The sequence below is a fragment of the Pseudomonas segetis genome (assembly GCF_900188155.1).
Classification (GTDB): domain Bacteria; phylum Pseudomonadota; class Gammaproteobacteria; order Pseudomonadales; family Pseudomonadaceae; genus Aquipseudomonas; species Aquipseudomonas segetis.
Genome location: NZ_FZOG01000003.1, coordinates 499,290 through 519,851, shown reverse-complemented (window position 1 = coordinate 519,851; position 20,562 = coordinate 499,290). Strand labels below are relative to the sequence as shown.

The window sequence follows — 20,562 nt, the reverse complement described above, 5'->3', positions numbered from 1 at the left end:
GTACACAGGTTCTGGTCATGAGCCGGAGCTTGTTTTTGTTTTCGGGCGGGGAGATGTATGGCTGATCAAGCTGGGGACAAACCGTTCCTGCAATTCACCAACGTAAAAAAGACCTACGACCACAAGAGCCTTGTGGTCAAAGACTTCAACCTCGATGTAGCCAAGGGCGAATTCATCACCCTGCTCGGCCCATCTGGCTCAGGCAAGACCACCTGCCTGATGATGCTCGCTGGCTTCGAAGACGTAACCAGCGGCGAAATCCTCATCAACGGCCGCCCTGTGACCAGCATTGCGCCCTACCAGCGCAACATCGGCATGGTCTTCCAGCAGTACGCGCTGTTTCCGCACATGACCCTGCGTGAAAACCTTGCCTACCCCTTGAAAGTCCGCAAGATGGCCAAGGATGAAATCAACGCCAAGGTCGATGAATACCTGGCGCTGGTTGAACTGCAGGATTTTGGCAATCGCCATCCCGGCCAGCTTTCCGGTGGCCAGCGCCAGCGCGTGGCACTGGCCCGCGCGCTGATTTTCGCCCCCGATATCGTATTGATGGATGAACCCCTTGGCGCGTTGGATAAGAAGCTGCGCGAGCAGATGCAGTTTGAAATCAAGCGCCTCCATGACCAATTGGGCTTCACCGTAATCTACGTCACCCATGACCAGACCGAAGCGCTGACCATGAGCGACCGCATTGCGGTATTCAACAATGGCATCGTCCAGCAATGCGCGGCGCCGCACGTCTTGTATGAGCGCCCGGCCAACCTGTTCGTTGCAGGCTTTATTGGCGAGAGCAACACACTCAGGGGCACCATTGCCTCGGTCGAGACCGACACAGTAACAGTGCGTCTCGAAGACGGCGCACAGGTCAGTTGCCTAAAGGCCAACTGCACTGAAATCGGCGCGCCGACCACCATTTCGATCCGCCCCGAGAAACTCACCTTTACCGACCGGCTTGGCACCACCGGCAACCAGATCAAGGCACGCTTCGTCGCCCGCCACTATGTCGGTGAATACATTCGCTACCAGTTCGAAACTGCAGACAAGACCGAGTTGGTGGTCAAGAACCTCAACGACAGTTCTGCACCGCAGTTCAGCGCCCAAGAAGAGGTCGCACTGGCCTGGCTGGCAATAGACAGCCAGGCGCTGGACCGGCCACAGGCTCAAGCAGCGACCTAGGAACGGCCGAGCATAGCCACGCCAAAAGCGAGCGAGGTCATGACCGATCAACAACGCAATGGACTGTCGCAACAACCTCTAGAGCAGTAGTTTTCCACCACATAAAAACAGGTAATGGAGCACTGATATGGCTAGATCACTGAGCACTGGAATTTCCGCTTTCGCCCTAGCGGCCGCCATGGGTTTGGCGTCGCTGGGGGCACACGCAGAGGAAAGCTTGACCGTGGTTTCATGGGGCGGCTCATATGGCGCTGCGCAAAAGAACCACATGATCGATCCCTTCCAGAAAGACACTGGGGTCAAGGTTCTGTTCGAGGATTACTCGGGCGGCGTTGCCGAGATGAAGGCTCAAGTCGAGTCCGGCAATATCCAGTGGGACGTGGTCGACGTTGAAGTTATCGACCTCGAGCGCGCCTGCTCCGAAGGGCTGCTGGAAACTATTCCGCATGACATCCTGCCAGCTGGCGCAGACGGTACACCGGCCGAAAAAGACTTCATCCCCGACGCCCTGTCCAACGAATGCGCCATCGGCAATATTGTCTGGTCGGTAGTCTATGCCTACAACGAAAAAACCATCGGCAATACCAAGGCAACCAGCATCGCCGACTTCTTCGACACGGCCAAGATCCCAGGCAAGCGCGCCATGCGCAAGCGTCCTCAGGTCAACATGGAATGGGCATTGATGGCTGACGGCGTTGCGCCTAAGGATGTCTATGAAGTGCTGGCAACACCTGAAGGCCAGGAACGCGCCTTCAAGAAGCTCGACACCATCAAGAAAGACATCGTCTGGTTCGACTCCTGGTCGCAGGCACCACAACTGCTTAACGACGGCGGCGCGGTGCTGGTGCAATCGGCCAACGGTCGCTTCTATGACTCGATCCGCAAGGAAGGCAAGCCTTTCGTTATCGTCTGGGACGGCCACGTCTATGACCTCGACGCCTGGGCAGTGCTGAAAGGTTCGCCGAAAAAAGACCTGGCGTTCAAGTTCATCGCCTACGCCACCCAATCCAAACCCCTGGCAGGCATGAGCGATGTGGCTTATGGCCCAACCCGCAAATCTTCGACGCCTATGATGGACCCTGCCGCCGCACCGCACCTGCCAACAGCGCACCTGGACAAAGGCATCCGTGCCGGTTCTGAGTTCTGGGCCGACTACGGCGAGTCGCTCGGTGAAAAATTCAACGAGTGGTTGCTCAAGTAAGTAAATCCGCCACCCGCTGGGCCAGAGCCACCACGGCTCAGCGGGCTTGACCATTTATCCAGGACGACGGAGTTCAGGCTTGTCATCGTTAACCACCACCGAAGCCAGACAAGCAGCCAGCGCACAACGCAAGAAACGCATCACTGCGTTTATGTTCGTGGTGCCACTGCTGGTGTTTATTTTACTGACCTTCGTTGCGCCCATCGCCAGCATGCTCTGGCGCAGCGTGCATCACCCGACAGTGGCCGAGCTGATTCCGCACACCCTCGAAGCCCTGAAAGACTGGGACGGTAAAGCCGTACCCGATCAGCACACATTGCAGATTTTTGCTGTCGAACTTAATGGGCTGGCCAAAGAACGCCTGTCCGGCAAGCTCGCAGAGGAGTTCAACCGAGCCTACACCGGCATGTCCAGCGTGGTTAAATCCACCGCCCGTAAAGTCGCCAAGCTCAAGGGAGACGATCTCAGGGACAAAGGCGCCCAAACCCTGCTCGACGCCAACCCCAAGTGGCAACGCACCGATCTTTGGTATGCCATCCAGCGCGCAGGCGAAAAATATACCTACGACTATTACCTGACTGCACTCGACCTTGAGTTGAAGCCCGACACAGGCATCCAGGTACGCGAAGAGACCCAAATCTACCTGCAGCTTTACAGCAAGACCCTGACCATGGCGCTGGTCATCACCCTGCTGTGCGCCGCACTGGGCTACCCGCTTTCCTACTATTTGGCCGGCCTTTCGGAAAATCGCGCGAACTTGCTGCTGGTGTTGGTATTGCTGCCGTTCTGGACATCGCTACTGGTGCGTACCACGGCGTGGATTGCACTGTTGCAGACCAACGGGGTAATCAACTCGTTCCTGATGGGCGTCGGCTTGACCAATGAGCCGTTCGAGATGCTCTATACCTCGTTCGCCACCGTGGTCGCCATGACCCACATTCTGTTGCCATTCATGATCTTGCCGCTGTACAGCGTGATGCGCGGCATTGACCCAAGCTATATGCGCGCCGCCTTGTCGCTGGGGGATAAACCCATCCCGGCCTTCGCCAAGATCTACCTGCCAATGACCCTGCCCGGCCTGAGCGCTGGAGCCTTGCTGGTCTTTATCATCTCGGTTGGCTACTACATTACCCCGGCACTGGTCGGCGGCACCGACGGCCAGATGATCAGCAATATCATCGCCTTCCACATGCAGCGCTCGAACAACTGGGAACTGGCTGCCGCGCTGGGCTCGCTATTGCTCGCGCTGATTCTGTTGCTTTACTGGCTGTACGACCGTTTTGTCGGCGCCAGCAATATCAAGTTGGGTTAGATCATGACCAAGGCTCCTGCATATTTCGGTTTCTGGTATCGACTCGGCTCATGGCTGCTGAAAAGCACCTCATGGCTGGTGCTGTTTTTCCTGATCATGCCGATTCTGGTGATCATCCCGCTGTCGTTTAACACCGAACCTTTCTTTAGCTTTACCAAGGGCATGCTGACGTTCCAGCCCGAGGCGTATTCATTGCGCTGGTATAGCGCGATCTTCAGTGACCCGAAATGGATTCTGGCCATCCAGAACAGTTTCTTTATCGGCATCTGCGCAACGATTATCGCCACGGCCCTGGGCACCTGCGCCGCAGTTGGGCTGGCACGCGACGACATGCCTGCGCGACGCTTGATCACCGCGCTACTGCTTTCGCCAATGATTGTGCCGCTGATCATCACCGCCGCCGGTATGTTCTTCTTCTACTCGGACCTTGGCCTGGCAGGCAATTATCTTGGGGTGATCCTGGCCCACGCCGCGCTCGGCACACCCTTTGTCATCATTACGGTGACTGCGACTCTGGCGGGCTTCGACTATTCATTGGTGCGAGCGGGCCTGAACCTGGGCGCACGACCTGTCCGCGTGTTCTGGGACATCATCATGCCGCTGATTCGCCCCGGAGTTATTTCCGGCGCGCTGTTCGCCTTTATCACCTCGTTCGACGAAGTGGTGGTGATCCTGTTCATGGCCGGGCCGCAGCAGCGCACCATTCCCCGGCAGATGTTCTCGGGGCTGCGCGAGCAGATCAACCCAAGCATTCTGGCGATTGCCACGCTGCTGATCATCCTCTCGATCATCATGCTGGTGACCATCGAACTGCTGCGCCGCCGCTCAGCACGCTTGCGCGGCGTCGAGGCCTGACCAGCCAGTTGCCCCGTCGGCACCGGCGAACGACTCGTCCGTAAGTTGCAGCAACACTTTCGCCAAACCGCTTGCAGGGATTAGAATCAGAAGTCTCCTGCCACACCTCGGCGGAGCTGGTCGCTGCAGCGCTAACCCTGCGCCACAAGCGACCTCAGACCAACACCCGGACATTTCCGTTTGCGTTGTGCCTGAACCCGGCTCACCCTACGTATATAAGGGCGTCTGTAAAAACCACTGAGTTACCCGCCGCAGTTGTTTTCACAGGCGCCCGCCAACCGTTATTAGCTGCAGGAACCCGTCATGCCTGATTATCGCTCGAAAACCTCCACCCACGGCCGCAACATGGCTGGCGCCCGTGCCCTATGGCGTGCCACTGGCATGAAGGATGAGGATTTCAAGAAGCCGATTATTGCCATCGCCAACTCCTTCACCCAGTTCGTACCTGGCCACGTCCACCTCAAGGACATGGGCCAACTGGTCGCCCGCGAGATCGAAAAAGCCGGCGGCGTGGCGAAGGAGTTCAATACCATCGCGGTCGATGACGGCATCGCCATGGGTCACGACGGCATGCTCTATTCGCTGCCAAGTCGCGAAATCATCGCCGACTCGGTTGAATACATGGTCAACGCCCACTGCGCCGACGCCATTGTCTGCATCTCCAACTGCGACAAAATCACCCCCGGCATGCTGATGGCTGCCTTGCGCCTGAACATCCCGGTGGTATTCGTCTCCGGCGGGCCGATGGAAGCGGGCAAAACCAAGCTCGCCAATCATGGCCTGGACCTGGTTGACGCCATGGTGATTGCCGCTGACGAAAACGCATCGGATGAGAAAGTTGCCGAATACGAACGCAGCGCCTGCCCAACCTGCGGCAGTTGCTCAGGGATGTTCACCGCCAACTCGATGAACTGCCTGATGGAAGCGCTGGGCCTGGCCTTGCCGGGCAATGGCTCGACCCTGGCCACTCACGCGGACCGTGAACAACTGTTCCTGCGCGCCGGTCGCCTGGCGGTAGAGCTGTGCCAACGCTACTACGGCGAAAACGACGACTCGGTGCTGCCGCGCAACGTGGCCAACTTCAAGGCATTCGAAAACGCCATGAGCCTGGACATCGCCATGGGCGGCTCGACCAACACCATCCTGCACTTGCTGGCCGCCGCGCAAGAAGGCGAGATTGCCTTTGACCTGCGCGACATCGACCGCCTGTCACGCAAGATCCCGCAGCTGTGCAAAGTGGCGCCGAACATCCAGAAATACCACATGGAAGACGTGCACCGTGCCGGCGGGATCTTCTCGATCCTCGGCGAACTGGCGCGTGGCGGCCTGCTACACACCGATGTAGCGACCATCCACAGCCCGAGCATGGCTGAAGCGATCGCCCAATGGGACATCACCCAGACCCAGGACGAAGCGGTGCATACCTTCTTCCGTGCCGGCCCGGCTGGCATTCCAACACAAACCGCGTTCAGCCAGTCGACCCGCTGGGATACCGTGGATGACGACCGCGCCAATGGCTGCATCCGCAGCGTGGCCAACGCCTACTCCCAGGAAGGCGGCCTGGCCGTGCTCTACGGCAACATCGCGCTCGATGGCTGCGTGGTTAAGACCGCCGGCGTCGATGAGTCGATCCATGTGTTTGAAGGCAGCGCCAAAATCTTCGAAAGCCAGGACAGCGCGGTCAAGGGCATCCTCAATGACGAGGTCAAGGAAGGCGATATCGTCATTATCCGCTACGAAGGCCCCAAGGGCGGCCCGGGCATGCAGGAAATGCTCTATCCAACCAGCTACCTGAAATCCAAGGGCCTGGGCAAAGCCTGCGCCTTGCTCACTGACGGTCGTTTCTCCGGCGGCACCTCCGGCTTGTCCATCGGCCACGCTTCGCCAGAAGCCGCTGCCGGTGGCGCAATTGGCCTGGTTCAGGAAGGCGATAAGATCCTTATCGACATCCATCAGCGCAGCATCAACCTGTTGATCAGCGATGAGGAACTGGCCGCACGCCGTGCCGAGCAAGACAAAAAAGGCTGGAAACCAGCAGCGCCACGCACCCGCAAGGTGACCACGGCGCTCAGGGCCTACGCCCTGCTCGCCACCAGCGCCGACAAAGGCGCGGTGCGCGACAAGGCATTGCTCGACAAACTGGTGCCCTGAGCCATACCGGAAGCCGCTTTATAGCGGCTTCCATCATTTTATCCACAGCGTTGAACAACCCACGACTGACCTCAGGTCAGCCAAGCATCGTCCACCCAAGCACAATTCTGTAGAATCGCGGCTTTTTGGCGGACGGCTGTATGACTTCCCTGGCAGATTCTCCCCTACCTGAGCCGACTCAAAGCGAACTGGTGTACGGCCCCGATGCCCGGCCCAAGCCTTTGATTGCCCTGGTCGCGGCACTCCAGCACTTGCTGGCGATCATCGTTCCCATCGTCACCCCCGGCTTGTTGATTTGTCAGGCGCTGGGCGTGTCGGCCCGCGACACCAACCTGATCGTGTCGATGTCGCTGGTGATCTCCGGGATTGCCACCTTTGTCCAATGCAAACGCTTCGGCCCCTTTGGCGCTGGCTTGCTGATTGTGCAAGGCACCAGCTTCAACTTCGTCGGGCCGCTGATTGCAGGCGGCGCATTGATGGTCAAGCAAGGCACCCCGGTGGAAGCAGTGATGGCGGCCATTTTCGGTGTGGTCATCGCCGGCTCATTCGTTGAAATGGGCGTATCACGCATCCTGCCCTTTGTTAAACGCCTGATTACGCCGCTGGTGACCGGCATCGTGGTGCTGATGATTGGCCTGACGCTGATCAAGGTTGGCTTGATCAGCATGGGTGGCGGCTATAGCGCGATGGGCAATGGCACCTTCGCCAATGCCGAGAACCTGATGCTGTCGGGCACAGTGCTGGCGATCATCGTCATACTCAACCGCATCCCGGTGGTATGGATGCGCAGCTGCGCCATTGTGATCGCCCTGGCCGCCGGTTACGCAATGGCAGCCTATATGGGGCGCCTGGACTTTAGCGGTATGCACCAGGCAGCTGCATTTCAACTGCCCGTCCCGCTGCATTTCGGGCTTGGCTTTTCCTGGGCGTTGTTTATCCCAATGCTGGTGATTTACCTGGTGACCTCGCTGGAAGCCATTGGCGATATCACGGCCACCAGCAAGATTTCCGGCAAGCCGGTGGACGGCCCGCAATGGATGCAGCGCATCAAGGGCGGCGTGCTGGTCAATGGCGCCAACTCGTTGCTGGCTGGTGTGTTCAATACTTTCCCCAGCTCGGTGTTTGCGCAGAACAACGGCGTGATCCAGCTTACCGGTGTGGCCAGCCGGCATGTCGGTCTTTGGATTGCCGCGATGTTGATCCTGCTTGGCTTGTTTCCAAGCGTTGCAGGGGTGATTCAAGCCGTGCCGGAACCAGTATTGGGCGGCGCCGCCTTGGTGATGTTTGGCGCAGTGGCGGCTTCGGGGATCAATATTCTTGCCAGTATCCAGCTTGATCGCCGCGCCCTGCTGATTATTTCAGTGTCACTGGCGCTGGGATTGGGCGTGTCGCAGGTGCCGGAATTTCTTGCGCACATGCCTGCGGCGCTGCGCAATGTGCTGGAATCCGGCGTGGCCACCGGCGGTATCAGCGCGCTGCTGCTCAACTGGTTTTTACCAGAACAGCCATCACAGAAGTAGCCCGACGCCAGTGGTGGCCTGGACATCGGTGCGTTGTCCACCCTACAGGCATTACCCCTGTAGGGTGGATGACGCTACCACTGCAACGGCTAACCAACACAGCCTCACAGCGGCTTTTCAAACACCTTGGAGTTGCGCTGGAAGTTATACAGCGAGGCCCTTGCCGCTGGCAGGCGCTCGACACCGCTAGGGCTGAAGCCGCGCTCGCGGAACCAATGAGCGGTTCGCGTGGTGAGCACCATCAGGTTTTTCAGGCCCAGGGCCCGCGCCCGCTCTTCAATACGCTCAAGCAGCTCATCGCCGCGACCACCGTGGCGATAGGCTGGATTGACCGCCAGGCACGCCAGCTCGCCGTAATCGGAATCCGCAATTGGGTAGAGCGCGGCGCAGGCGATGATCAGCCCTTCGCGCTCAACGATACTGAACTGCTCGATTTCACGCTCAAGCACCTCACGCGAACGCCGCACCAGAATGCCCTGATCCTCCAGCGGACTGATAAGCTCGATCAAGCCACCGACATCTTCAATGGTCGCCTCGCGGATCGACTCAAACTGCTCTTGCGCAACCAGGGTGCCGTTGCCCGTGCGGGTGAACAACTCGTTGAGCAGCGCGCCGTCTTCGATATAGCTGACAATATGGGTGCGCCTCACACCATCACGGCAGGCCTGGGCGGCCGCATCAAGCAGCTCAGCCTGATAATTACTGCCAAGGCGCTGCACATAGGCTGGCACCTGTTGCGGCAAGAGTTCACGCACCAGCTTGCCGTCTTCATCGAGCAAACCTTGTTCCGGGCTGTAAAGGATCAGCTTGTCGGCAGACAGGTCAATCGCGGCGCGCGTGGCGACATCTTCACAGGCCAGGTTGAAAATCTCCCCGGTCGGTGAATAGCCCAGCGACGAGAGCAGGACAATGCTGCGCTCATCCAGCAAGCGACCAATACCCTTGCGGTCGATACGCCGCACCTCGCCGGTATGGTGATAATCCACGCCATCGACCACGCCAATCGGCCGCGCCGTGACGAAGTTGCCGCTGGCAATGCGCAAGCGAGCACCCTGCATCGGCGAGGCAGCCATGTCCATCGACAGGCGTGCCTCAATGGCGATACGCAGTTGGCCAACAGCATCTATCACGCATTCCAGCGTCGGGCTGTCGGTGATGCGCAGGTCGCGATGAAAGTGCGGTGTCAGCCCGCGTGCGTTGAGCCGCGCCTCAATTTGCGGGCGCGAACCGTGGACCAGCACCAGGCGCACGCCCAAGCTGTGCAACAGCACCAAGTCATGAACGATATTGCCGAAATTTGCATGGGCAACGCCGTCGCCGGGCAGCATCACAACGAATGTGCAGTCCCGGTGGGCGTTGATATAAGGTGAAGCGTGACGCAACCAGTTGACGTAATCGTGCATTCCCTAAAACCTGTGAGTCGAGTACATGACGCAGAACACGGCGCGCTAGACGTTTGCGGCGCCAGACAGATGAAAAAGCAAAGCCTTGCCGTTTTATCGTCGCAGTTGAGACTTCGTCACGCGTACGCTCCTCCTGATACAGGTTGGTTGCAGCAGCTTGTTGCCCTTTTAGAGGATCTTCAAGGTTTTGGCTGCTCGCTGGATGGGTTCAAACAATAGCTTTTAATCAGCTCACGTAACAGACGTACTGTCGGCTCAAGACGTGACATTTCCAGGAATTCGCCCGGTTGGTGGGCACAATCGATATCTCCGGGGCCCAGTACCAGCGTCTCGCATCCGAGTTGCTGAAGATAAGGTGCTTCGGTGCCAAACGCCACTGCGGCAGCCTGATGGCCGGTCAAGCGTTCCGCCAGGCGCACCAGCTCGGCATCGGCCGCTTGCTCGAATGGGGGCACACTGGGAAATAAGGGTGCGTAATCAATCTTGACCTGATGCTGCTCGGCCAGTGGTTTCAGGCGTTGCTGGATTGCCCCACGCAACACCTCCGGCTGCATGCCGGGCAGCGGGCGCAGGTCGAACTCCAGCGAGCATTGCCCGCATATGCGATTGGGGTTGTCTCCGCCATGGATGCAGCCCAGATTGAGTGTGGGCTGGGGCACGGTGAATTGCGGGTTGTGGTACTCGGCCTGCCACTGTCTACGCAGTTGTTGCAGCTCGCCCATGACCGCCTGCATGGCTTCCAGCGCGCTGTGGCCCAGGCTGGGATCAGAGGAGTGCCCGCTCTGGCCAAGGATATCGATGCGCTCCATCATGATGCCCTTGTGCATGCGGATCGGCTTCAGGCCTGTCGGCTCGCCAATCACCGCCGCTCGGCCCAGTGGTCGCCCGGCATCAGCCAAGGCACGGGCGCCGGACATCGAGCTTTCTTCGTCGCAGGTGGCCAAAATCAGCAAGGGCTGCTTGAACGGCTGGTCGAGCAATGGCTGCACGGCCTCGATAATCAGCGCAAAGAAACCTTTCATGTCGCACGAACCAAGGCCCAGCCAGCGGCCATCGACCTCGGTCAGCCTCAGCGGATCGGTCTGCCACAGGGCGGCATCAAAAGGCACGGTGTCGCTGTGCCCGGCCAGCACCAAGCCGCCTGGGCCGGAACCATAACTGGCGAGCAGGTTAAATTTGCCTGGGGTGACTTCCTGCGTCTCGCAGGCAAAGCCAAGGCTTTCCAGCCAACTCGACAACAGCTCGATCACCGCGCGGTTGGTCTGATCCCAATGGGCCTGGGTGCAGCTCACCGACGGCGCGGCAATCAATGCGGCAAATTGCTCTTTAAAGCTCGGTAGATTCATGGCCAGCCTCCGCTTGCGAGCCCCCATCATAGAGGCAACGCCTGCCAGGATTAAACCACCGAATTGATTTCAGGGTGCAAGGCAAAGCTTACGCAGCCCAGGGAGCGCCGTACTGCTGTTCTCAGAAACCGCCACGGCGTGGCTGAGCCAGTATCGGCCATAGAACTTGCAAAGGTGGACAAGCTTCGCGTTGTAGCACCCGAGGGGCCATGCGGTTTTTTTAGCCATCAACCCAGGTTAGCGGGTTGATGGCCAGGCCTTATCAAGCGCCGCCAAAAATCGCGCGCAGGATAAAGAAGAAGAAAATCGACAGCGCGGCACCAACCGGCAAGGTGATCAGCCAGGACATGAAGATCTTGCCTATCACGCCCAGGTTCAATGCGCCGATACCCCGGGCGATACCAACACCCAGAACCGCACCGACCAAGGTATGAGTGGTCGATACTGGCAGGCCTATGGCCGAAGCGCCCACCACTGTGGTTGCAGTGGCCAGTTCAGCAGCAAAGCCACGGCTTGGCGTCAGTTCGGTGATTTCTTTGCCGATGGTGGCGATAACCTTGTAGCCGTAGGTCGCCAGGCCGATAACGATGCCCACCGCCCCAAGCAGCAACACCCAGCTTGGCAGCGCAGCCTTGGCACCAACCATTTCTCCGCCGGAGTTGATCACCCCGACAATGGCGGCCAGCGGGCCAACGGCGTTGGCCACATCGTTGGAGCCGTGGGCGAATGCCATGGAGCAAGCGGTAAAGATCATCAACACCGCGAACACTTTCTCAACACTGGCAAAGTGGAAGTCTTTATCGGCTTCAACGTCAATCTTGATCCGACTGAGCAAGATGATGCCCAAGATCATTACCACCGCGCCGACAGCGACCGAAAGCATAAAGCCTTCACCCGCGGTGAGGTTCAGGCCGATGTGCTTGAGGCCCTTGGTCATGGTCATGATCGAGACCATAAAGCCAGTGGCGAACATATACAGCGGGACAAAGCGCTTGGCGTTGGCAAAGGGCTCATCCGTGTCGATGATCAGTTTCTGCACGCTCATGAACACACCGAATGCGACCACGCCTGACAACACCGGCGACACGACCCAACTGGCCACGATCGGCATCACGCCAGACCAATGCACGGCATCAAAGGACACACCAACAGCGGCAAAGCCAATAACCGCGCCGACAATCGAATGAGTCGTCGAAACCGGCCAGCCCTTGGTCGAAGCCACCAGCAGCCAGGTGCCCGCCGCCAGCAAGGCGGACATCATTCCAAGCACCATCAACCCGGGGCTGATCATCGATGCATCGACAATCCCGCTCTTGATGGTTTCGGTTACCTGCCCGCCTGCCAGGTAGGCACCGGCGAACTCGAAGATCATGGCGACGAAAATCGCTTGTTTAATGGTCAGGGCACGTGAACCGACCGAGGTCCCCATGGCATTGGCAACATCGTTCGCGCCGACGCCCCAGGCCATGAAAAAACCGAAAAGGCAGGCAAGGACAAGTAGCACGAAGCCGTAGTCCGCAATCAAAGACATAAATAAATTTCCGTCATTCCTAGAAAGAGTACTAACGCTTAGCGCGCCAGCAGTTGTTCCAGTCGGTTACCTACACGTTCAGCGCGGTCGGCTACATCGCCGAGCCACTCGATAACTTTGTAGAGGAACATGACATCGACCGCAGGAAGATCCTTTTCCAGTTTGAACAGCGCACGACGAACAGACACTTGCATCACGTCTGTCTCGCGCTCGATTTCTTCAAGCTCCATGACCATTGACTCAACCAGGGTCGCCTCGCGGCCACCGAAACCGGCCTCGAGCAACGAGTCGAGTTCTTTCATCGCCTTGAGCGCCTGGGCACTGGCATCTACACAGCGCTGCACATAAGTGCGCATCTCGGGCTGCAGCGATGCGGCAATGGTCATGCGCCGGCCAAGCATCAAGCCTGCAATGTCCTTGGCCCGGTTAGCGATTTTGTCCTGTACACTGAGCAGTTCAAGCAGATCCGAACGGGGCACAGGCAGGAATAAGTTTTTCGGCAAGTGCAAGCGCACGCTCTTTTTGAGCTTGTCGGCTTCGTTTTCAAGCCGCGCCATTTCCTGTTGTACCTGTTCTACCTTGTCCCAGTCTTCAGCCATAACGGCTTCGAAAAAAGGTACAAGGTTCGCCGCGCATTCGTGGGCTTTGGCGATATGTTGCTGCATAGGGCCGATGGGTGAACGACCGAACAGGCTTACAAACGGATTGATTGGCATAGGGTGGACCCCTGATTAAAGAAGGCGGCAAGTATACGGATCGCACCTTATGCTCGCCAGCACGGTCATCGGACTGTCACAAATTATACTAGGCGTAAAACGCACCATCATGCTCAAAGAAACAGAAATTAAGTTACGTGTCAGCCGCGAAACCCTTGAAGCCCTGCGGGCTCACCCCTTGCTGAAAAAGCGCAATAAAGCTGGCTGGGAGCAACATGAGCTATTAAATCAATATTTTGATACCCCGGCTCGTGACCTGACTCAAGCAAAGGTCGCTTTACGCTTGCGCCGAGACGGTGAAGCCATCATTCAAACCCTCAAGACCCGTGGCCAAAGTGTAGCCGGTCTGTCGGAACGCAATGAATGGGACTGGCACCTGACCAAAGCCAAGCTTGATCTGAAAAAGCTGGATGACAACTGCTGGCCGTCCGCGCTGGCCGAACTCGACAAAAAACAGCTAAAACCCATTTTCACCACTGACTTTACTCGCCAGAAGGCCGATATCGCCTGGGGCCGTGGCAAAAGCAAAGTGGTCATCGAGGCCGCCCTGGACCTCGGTAAAGTCATTGCCGACGGTAAAGAAGAAGAAATCTGCGAGCTGGAACTCGAACTGCGCCAAGGCGAGCCAGAGGCACTGCTCGAACTGGCAGTTGAACTTGCAGCAGACCTGCCCTTGATGCCCTGCGACATCAGCAAGGCCGAGCGCGGCTATCGTTTATTCGATGCCGCCAGCTACTCGCTGAGCTTGCCCGCCCCTGAACTCAAGGGCGAAATGAGCCTTGATGATGCCTTTAGTGCGATTGCCTGGCACCTGCTCGCCAGCAGCCAGCGCCTGGCCGAGCAATACCGCTTCAATGGTCATTGGCGCCTGCTCAACGACTGGCTTGAACAACTGGTCGACCTGCGCGCCCTGCTCGGCAGCCTGGGCCAAGCGGCGCCACGCGCCAGCAGCAGCGACCTGCGCCAGATACTCGACAGCTTGCTGAACGACTGGCGCCCACGCCTGCACGCCGGTCAGTGGGATGAAGCAGCCCGCACAAGCGCACCAGCCCAGTTTGCCGAAGAGCTCAACAACCAGCGTTGGGGCCAGTTATCGCTGAACCTGTCGCGCTGGCTGTTGGCCCGTAGCTGGACGGTTGAACGCAACAACCGTGGTAATCGCCAAGGCGCCGCGCCACTGGCCAACTGGCTGCCAACCCTGATCGCCGAAGAAGGCGCCAGCCTGCAACTCAAGCGCTATCAACAGCAACCAGAAGACCTGGCGGAGCAACTGCCGCGCATCGAACGCCTGCTGGCATGGCTGCGGATGGCGCGCAGCACCTTGGACGTTGCCGAAGTTGACCGTCTGTACGGCGAACTGAGCAAGCTCAGCGAATTGGCCCAGCGGGACATCGACGAAGAATGCCTCAATGCCCGTAAAGCCCAAGCCATATCCGTTGCCAGCCTAAAATCCTGGCGCCAACTGGTTAAATAAGCGGCGCCCGCTGCAAACACTGACAAGCCGCGCCTGCAACGGGCGCGGTGGCGAATCAACTAGCGCCGCGAAAATCACCGCTGGCGCAAAATGAAAATCATTGGCGCCCAAAGCCGCTGGCGCATAGGGTTTATAGCTTAGGGCGCAGCGTTTTGCGCTTGCTGAGTGAACAGCAAAAATCTTCAGAAACCACTGGCGCTGACGATAACAAGGTCATAATCCTTAAATCCTGGGTCGCTAATGAAAAGAGTCATCGTTCTGTTATTGGCTGTTCTGCTCTTTACAGGGTGTACCAACCAGAAGTTCAAACAGGAGTACCGCTCCCAGATCAATACGGTCAAGGTGCTTCCCGTCTTGTGGAAACCCACCGAGATAAGCTATCTAGGGCGCGAGCAAGCCTTGGGCGCAGCATTGGGTGCAGGCGTCGGTGCAGGTATAGGTATGGCATCTGGGGCATCGAACCTGGCCACATCCGCTCTAAGCGGAGCAGGCTTTGCAGCAGGTATGCAGGCTGGCAAACTTGCATCGATGTCGACCGTCGACGCAATCCTTTACAACATGGAGTCGTCTGATATCGACTTAGGGGAGCTGGTAAAAAACAGCTTCGAGGAACAACTAGCCGCAAAGAATCATTTCAAGGTCGTCGATGACACTGTGCAGGCTGATGCAGAGATTCAGCTAACTGTTACAAGCTGGGGATTTTCCCTGACCCAAGGGTTCAGCAGCGTGGTCTATCCCACGATCATCGTAACCGGTGTAATGACACGCGGGAATGAACTGATCTGGCAACGCAGTGAGCCGATCACGGCGTTCAACGGCGCCAACACTTATGGATACACGCCGTTACGCTACCGCACAGAACCGGAATTAATTCGTACCGCATTGACAGGGATTGCGCAAATTGTCGACCGATACCTGGTCGAAGACTTAATGGAGTAATTACTTAAGCTCGATGCTCGCTTGGAGTAGATGGCCGGCTCAATGCACCCTTGCAAGTCAACCAGGCGCTCCAGAACAGGCTACTGAAAAAGCGGGTCGCATCGCCAAACCCGGCATCATGCAGGAGCTGTTGCACGGCCGCTTCGGAGTGCGGAGGGTCAGCGCCTTGCAGGATTTTCCCGAGCTTGGCCTTCACTTCATCGGCGCTGGCACCATGCTGTCGCCAGCGTTGCCCCCAGGCGGCAAGCAGTAGGGGTTGGCTGGCATAGGCATAGTGATTGCCCGCGACTATCAGCGGCGCACCCGGTTTCAGGTGAGCCCGGATTGACTGCAGGATCTGGCGCTTCGCATTGTCACCCTCAAGATGATGAAGCACGCCGATCAAGGTTGCAGCGTCATACGCCTGGTCTGCGCCCAGATCGTCAACATGCCCAAGATGCAGGCTCGTTCTTTCAAGCAGATTATTGGCCTTCAACTGCTGCGCTGCGGCCTCCAGCATAGGCGCGGACGGATCAACAGCGGTGAAACGCCAATCCGGCTCCAGCGACGCCATCGCAATAATCTCCTGCGCCGTGCCGCCAGCCCCCACGACCAATATATTCGCGGGCTGGGCGTTACCCAGGCTTGCCGCCAGCATGCAAGCCGCCAAGTCCTGGCAGGCGTCGTAACCCGCGAGCGCAATGCGGCTCTGGCGGGCATATTCGTTGGCGCGTGAGCTATCGAATTTTTCAGCTGAGTTCAACGGCGATGATTTCAAGGCAGTTCTCCATGTCCTTGACTCAAGCTACGCCACATCATGAAATAATAAAAATTCATTAATTTTATAATATGCATTCCCAAAAGGAATGCCATGTCGATCTTCAAAACAGCCCGCACGAACCTGGGCAGCCGACACTGGAGACTGATCACTCGGGTTAGAGCGAACGATCAAGGGCTTCACAACCACGGACTATCTCATCTTCATTGCTGGTAGCGCGGAGCTGTTCGGTCTGGGAGACTGGCTGTGCCTGGGAGTAAGTGCATGCGAACCTTGCACATGGATCTCCGGACAACAATAAGACTGTTCAAGTAGGTGCTAGCGCTCAAAGCCTTGTTCAAGCGAAAGCAATCGATCACCGCATAGCGCCGAACGAAAACTGCCAAAGGGAAGCCTGTATGAGTTTTAAACGCAATTCGCTGTTGTTGAGTCTGATAGGCGGTTTACTGATAAACCAGACTATCTCTGCTGCCACCGAAACTACGCCGCTGGATGCAAAAGCCAGCACCCCACAACAGCTGGGCTTGATGCAAGGCATACCGCCAGCAGCAGAAAAAGTGGTGAATTTCTCCAATTTCCTGCAATTTCCTTTCACTCGCTGGTCGTTCTCCCATATCCGTGAAGTAGTGCCTACGGTGCAGGTGTCCCGCGGCAGTGGCGCAATCAGCGCTTTACCCCGCGCGGAACGAGACGATATCGACAGCCTGACGTTCACCCCCATAGGCAGCGACAAACCCATGACGTGGGAACAATCGCTCGCGGCCAACTACACCGATGGCATCGTGGTGTTGCATCGTGGAAAACGGGTGTACGAACGCTACTTTGGCGCGCTAAAACCTGAAGGCCAGCACATTGCCTTTTCCGTGACCAAATCCTTTATCGGCACCCTGGCGGCGATGCTGGTTGCCGACGGAACCCTGGACGAAAACGCGCAGGTGTCACGCTATGTACCGGAACTCAAGGACAGCGCTTTTGGCAATGCCACCGTGCGCCAAGTGATGGACATGACCACCAGCATCGATTACTCCGAAGACTATGCCGACCCCAAGGCCGGGGTTTGGGAATACGGCCGAGCTGGGCATCTGATCCCGCGTCCTGCCGGCTACACTGGCGCCACTTCGCTGTACGCCTTCTTGCAAAAACTCAAGGTCGAAGGCGAGCACGGCCAGGCGTTTGCCTACAAGACCGTCAACTCCGACGCCCTGGCCTGGGTGGTTCAGCGGGCAACGGGCAAACCCTTTGCCGAACTGCTGCAAGAGCGGATCTGGAGCAAACTGGGTGCAGAACAGGACGCCTATCTCATGGTTGATGAAGTGGGCACTGGCTTTGCCGGCGGTGGTTTCAATGCCAGCCTGCGGGATATGGCCCGCTTCGGCGAAGCCATGCGCCTCAATGGCCACTTCAACGGCCAGCAGATCATCCCCGAAAGCGTGGTTGCCGATATCCGCAAGGGCGGGGACCAGAGCCAATTTGCCAAGGCAGGCTACAAAACCTTGCCCGGCTGGAGCTACCGCAATATGTGGTGGGTCGCCAGCAACGACCACCAGGTATTTACCGCGCGTGGTATCTACGGCCAAACCATCTATGTGGACCCCAAGGCCGAAATGGTGATTGCCCGCTTTGCTTCCTATCCGGTGGCGACTAACTCACGGATCGATCCGACTTCACTGCCAGCCTACACGGCCCTAGCCAACTTGCTGATGGCCAGCGACAAGTAAGGTGTTCCCCTTGATTGGCCAGCGGCCCTGCAGCCGCTGGCCAGGCATCTGGCACAGGCCGAGCAAGCGGGAGGGGACGCAAACAGGTCTAGACGCTTTCAGCCCCCTTCTGCCGCAAGACTTGCATCAGCCGCTCGACAACCTGAAACTCCACAGCCCCTTCACTGGCGCCCGCCTCAAACACGGCACAGCAGGCCGAAGCGTCCCCGTGGCTGATACGGTAGGCGGCAATGACGCTGCCTGGCCCGCAACCTGTGTGCCCACATAGGGAATGGCCGCCATCAATTGAGCCCTGCATTACACCAAGGCCATAGCCCGGCGTGATCCATGGCCGCCCGGGAATCGGACCGCCCAATACTCGTGCGCCCTGCATTTGCTGAAGCAACTCCATGGACAGAAGATCTCCAGCGAAGAGCCGGTCCAGAAATAACGCAGCTTGCGAAACCGGGCCAAGCAGCACGCCATGGTAGACCCACGCGGGATCATAATCGGCACGTCCCAAATGGGTGCTTTGTAAATCTGCTCGCGTTTTGGCAAAGCGAACATTCATCAGGCCCAAAGGGATGAGCGCCCGTTGAGTCACTGCATCATCAAGCGTCAGGTCAGTCAGCCGTTCAATAAGCCGACCGACAAGCAAGTAGCCAAGGTTCGAGTAACGCCAGCCGGTTCCGGGGCTGTATCGAAGCCGAGCCCCATCAAGGCGCTGCATCATTTCATCCGCCGACCATGCTGGCTCATTATTGGCAACGGCTGCGTGATACTCCGCAAGCTCGCCATAATCGGCGAGCCCGGCCTCATGCCGCAGTAGCTGGCGCAAGGTAAAAGGTTGGCCAGCGACTCTGTCGTCCAGGCCCACCAGCCCATCACGCACCAGCGTCAAGGCTGTGGCTGCCAGGACTGTTTTAGTAAAACTCCACCAGGGCACCACCGGCTCTGGCCGATCATTGGTGAGGAGCTGACCATTAACTACCAGTGAACTCAGCATTGGCTTCCTTGGAGGGTTGAGCGGCCCGACAAGATATCTCATTAGGCCACGCGTGCTCGAATCCAAGAGCGATTGAAATCAACATCGACTCACATGGGACGCTTTTCTACCCAGTTTCGATATTGACGAGTGCGAAAGATCGCTGCGAGCTGTTGCAGGACAAGCGCGCGCAGCGGTGACACATTCGGGTGGGTTTTCTTGTCGCGACTGAGTTTGAGCAATTGAAACTTGACGACCGCCATGTTCGCCAAAGACGCAACGGTTTTGTTTTTCCAGGTGATCGGCGGCAATTGCGGAGCGTTATCCTTACCCTGGAACCAATCACGGGGCAGGTACGGATCAATGGCCAATGCAGTCCCGATACCCACCATCTCGACGCCGCTTTGGACGACCATTTCGGCAACCGGGCGCCGCCGTATGCCTCCGGTGACCATTATGGGCATTCTGGCCACGGTCTGGATGTCACGCGCGAACTCTACAAAGTAGGCCTCGCGAGCCAGAGTATTGCCATCACGCGCCTCGCCCTGCATTGCAGGGACTTCATAACTGCCGCCAGATAATTCCACAAGGTCCACAGCCAGGTCGTTAAGTAATCCAACCACCTTCTTGGCGTCATCGGCGGTGAATCCACCCCGCTGGAAATCGGCCGAATTGAGCTTGACCGCCACCGCGAAATCCATAGAAACCACGGCCCTGACCGCCTTGACAATCTCGACCAGCAAACGCGCCCGGTTTTCCAGGGAGCCGCCCCAGTCGTCGGTTCTTTGATTGGTCAGAGGCGAAAGGAACTGGCTCAATAAATAACCATGGGCAGCGTGGATTTCCACACCAGTGAAACCGGCTTGCTCGCCAAGACGGGCAGTATTGGCAAAACGCTGAATCACCTCTTCAATCACGCTTTGGCTCATCGCATGAGGTGTGGCGAATCGTTTAGAAAGCTTGCCCAGACTCAGGGGTATCGCCGACGGCGCCCAGGTCTTTTGCCCGAGATTTGCCTGCATCTGCCGGCCTGGATGATTAATCTGCAACCAGAACTGAGCTCCACCTGATCGACCGATTCGCGCCCAGCGTCTGAACTTCTCCAGTTGTTGCTCATCCTGCAGTACCACACCGCCCGGCCCAGTCATGGCGCGGCCGTCGACCATCACATTGCCGGTGATGATCAGCCCCGCCCCACCGTCGGCCCAGGCTTGATAAAGGCGCATCAGTGCTTCGGATGGCGCTTGCTCCAGGTCCGCCATGTTCTCTTCCATGGCAGCTTTGGCGATGCGGTTCTTGATAGTCGAACCATTGGGAAGTTGCAGGGTGTCGAACACATTCATGGGGCGATCCTCAATTGACATGGAATCACTTTAAGATTGAAGTGAACTTTAAGGTCAATGTCTTTTTGATGTTATTTGACCCTCACCGAGAAGCGTCGACGAATTAGCCAGGCGCAGCAGCAACAAAGGGGTTGACCTTAAAGCGAGGTTTAAGCT

General features: G+C 57.8%; 16 protein-coding genes. 9 read left to right on the top strand and 7 right to left on the bottom strand.

The genetic code is table 11. The features are described from left to right. The first annotated feature begins 57 nt into the window (after window positions 1–57). The 6 genes from CHB79_RS13615 (at window position 58) to CHB79_RS13590 (ending at window position 8,215) form a co-directional block, all read left to right on the top strand. Complete coding sequence (locus CHB79_RS13615) at window positions 58–1,176, top strand: ABC transporter ATP-binding protein (protein ID WP_089360300.1); 1,119 nt, start codon at window positions 58–60, stop codon at window positions 1,174–1,176. Window positions 1,177–1,303: 127 nt separating this feature from the next. Continuing rightward, window positions 1,304–2,377, top strand: a complete 1,074-nt coding sequence (locus tag CHB79_RS13610) for an ABC transporter substrate-binding protein (protein ID WP_089360299.1) — start codon at window positions 1,304–1,306, stop codon at window positions 2,375–2,377. A 79-nt stretch (window positions 2,378–2,456) separates the two neighbouring features. Then, window positions 2,457–3,689: an ABC transporter permease gene (locus tag CHB79_RS13605; protein ID WP_010489445.1), complete on the top strand. Its 1,233-nt coding sequence runs from the start codon at window positions 2,457–2,459 to the stop codon at window positions 3,687–3,689. A 3-nt stretch (window positions 3,690–3,692) separates the two neighbouring features. After that, entirely contained in the window at window positions 3,693–4,544 is an 852-nt protein-coding gene (locus CHB79_RS13600; RefSeq protein WP_089360298.1) for an ABC transporter permease, read from the top strand. A gap of 303 nt (window positions 4,545–4,847) precedes the next feature. Further along, window positions 4,848–6,695, top strand: a complete 1,848-nt coding sequence (gene ilvD, locus CHB79_RS13595; protein WP_089360297.1) for a dihydroxy-acid dehydratase — start codon at window positions 4,848–4,850, stop codon at window positions 6,693–6,695. Window positions 6,696–6,835: 140 nt separating this feature from the next. After that, window positions 6,836–8,215 carry a nucleobase:cation symporter-2 family protein gene (locus tag CHB79_RS13590; RefSeq protein WP_089360296.1) on the top strand — a complete coding sequence of 460 codons (1,380 nt, stop codon included), beginning with the start codon at window positions 6,836–6,838 and terminating at the stop codon, window positions 8,213–8,215. Window positions 8,216–8,319: 104 nt separating this feature from the next. On the opposite strand, the gene argA is transcribed toward CHB79_RS13590, so the two are convergent. From argA to CHB79_RS13570, 4 genes are all read right to left on the bottom strand, one after another. After that, window positions 8,320–9,618, bottom strand: a complete 1,299-nt coding sequence (argA, locus tag CHB79_RS13585; RefSeq protein ID WP_010489436.1) for an amino-acid N-acetyltransferase — start codon at window positions 9,616–9,618, stop codon at window positions 8,320–8,322. 179 nt (window positions 9,619–9,797) lie between these two features. After that, the gene (gene argE, locus CHB79_RS13580; protein WP_141133426.1) at window positions 9,798–10,964 is read right to left on the bottom strand and encodes an acetylornithine deacetylase; all 1,167 of its coding nucleotides are present in this window, start codon (window positions 10,962–10,964) and stop codon (window positions 9,798–9,800) included. 262 nt (window positions 10,965–11,226) lie between these two features. Continuing rightward, entirely contained in the window at window positions 11,227–12,495 is a 1,269-nt protein-coding gene (locus CHB79_RS13575; protein WP_089360294.1) for an inorganic phosphate transporter, read from the bottom strand. A gap of 38 nt (window positions 12,496–12,533) precedes the next feature. Next, window positions 12,534–13,211, bottom strand: coding sequence for a TIGR00153 family protein (locus CHB79_RS13570; protein ID WP_010489430.1), 678 nt, complete (start codon window positions 13,209–13,211; stop codon window positions 12,534–12,536). Between the two features lie 109 nt (window positions 13,212–13,320). On the opposite strand from CHB79_RS13570, the gene CHB79_RS13565 reads away from it, so the two are divergent. Continuing rightward, window positions 13,321–14,685 carry a CYTH domain-containing protein gene (locus tag CHB79_RS13565; protein ID WP_089360376.1) on the top strand — a complete coding sequence of 455 codons (1,365 nt, stop codon included), beginning with the start codon at window positions 13,321–13,323 and terminating at the stop codon, window positions 14,683–14,685. A 240-nt stretch (window positions 14,686–14,925) separates the two neighbouring features. After that, window positions 14,926–15,624 (top strand): hypothetical protein, encoded by a 699-nt coding sequence (locus CHB79_RS13560; protein ID WP_010489427.1) that lies wholly within the window; start codon window positions 14,926–14,928, stop codon window positions 15,622–15,624. A 4-nt stretch (window positions 15,625–15,628) separates the two neighbouring features. Here the strand turns inward: CHB79_RS13560 and CHB79_RS13555 are convergent, their stop codons facing one another. Then, complete coding sequence (locus CHB79_RS13555) at window positions 15,629–16,381, bottom strand: class I SAM-dependent methyltransferase (RefSeq protein WP_089360293.1); 753 nt, start codon at window positions 16,379–16,381, stop codon at window positions 15,629–15,631. 398 nt (window positions 16,382–16,779) lie between these two features. Here CHB79_RS13555 and CHB79_RS13550 point away from each other — a divergent pair, with 398 nt between their 5' ends. Beyond that, on the top strand, window positions 16,780–18,099 hold the full coding sequence (locus CHB79_RS13550; RefSeq protein ID WP_089360292.1) for a serine hydrolase domain-containing protein: 1,320 nt from the start codon (window positions 16,780–16,782) through the stop codon (window positions 18,097–18,099). Window positions 18,100–18,187: 88 nt separating this feature from the next. On the opposite strand, the gene CHB79_RS13545 is transcribed toward CHB79_RS13550, so the two are convergent. Both CHB79_RS13545 and CHB79_RS13540 read right to left on the bottom strand, forming a co-directional pair. Further along, window positions 18,188–19,084: a serine hydrolase domain-containing protein gene (locus CHB79_RS13545; RefSeq protein WP_089360291.1), complete on the bottom strand. Its 897-nt coding sequence runs from the start codon at window positions 19,082–19,084 to the stop codon at window positions 18,188–18,190. Window positions 19,085–19,173: 89 nt separating this feature from the next. After that, a complete protein-coding gene (locus CHB79_RS13540; protein ID WP_089360290.1) occupies window positions 19,174–20,406 on the bottom strand; it encodes an NADH:flavin oxidoreductase/NADH oxidase family protein in 1,233 nt (410 codons plus the stop codon). Between the last annotated feature and the right edge of the window lie 156 nt (window positions 20,407–20,562).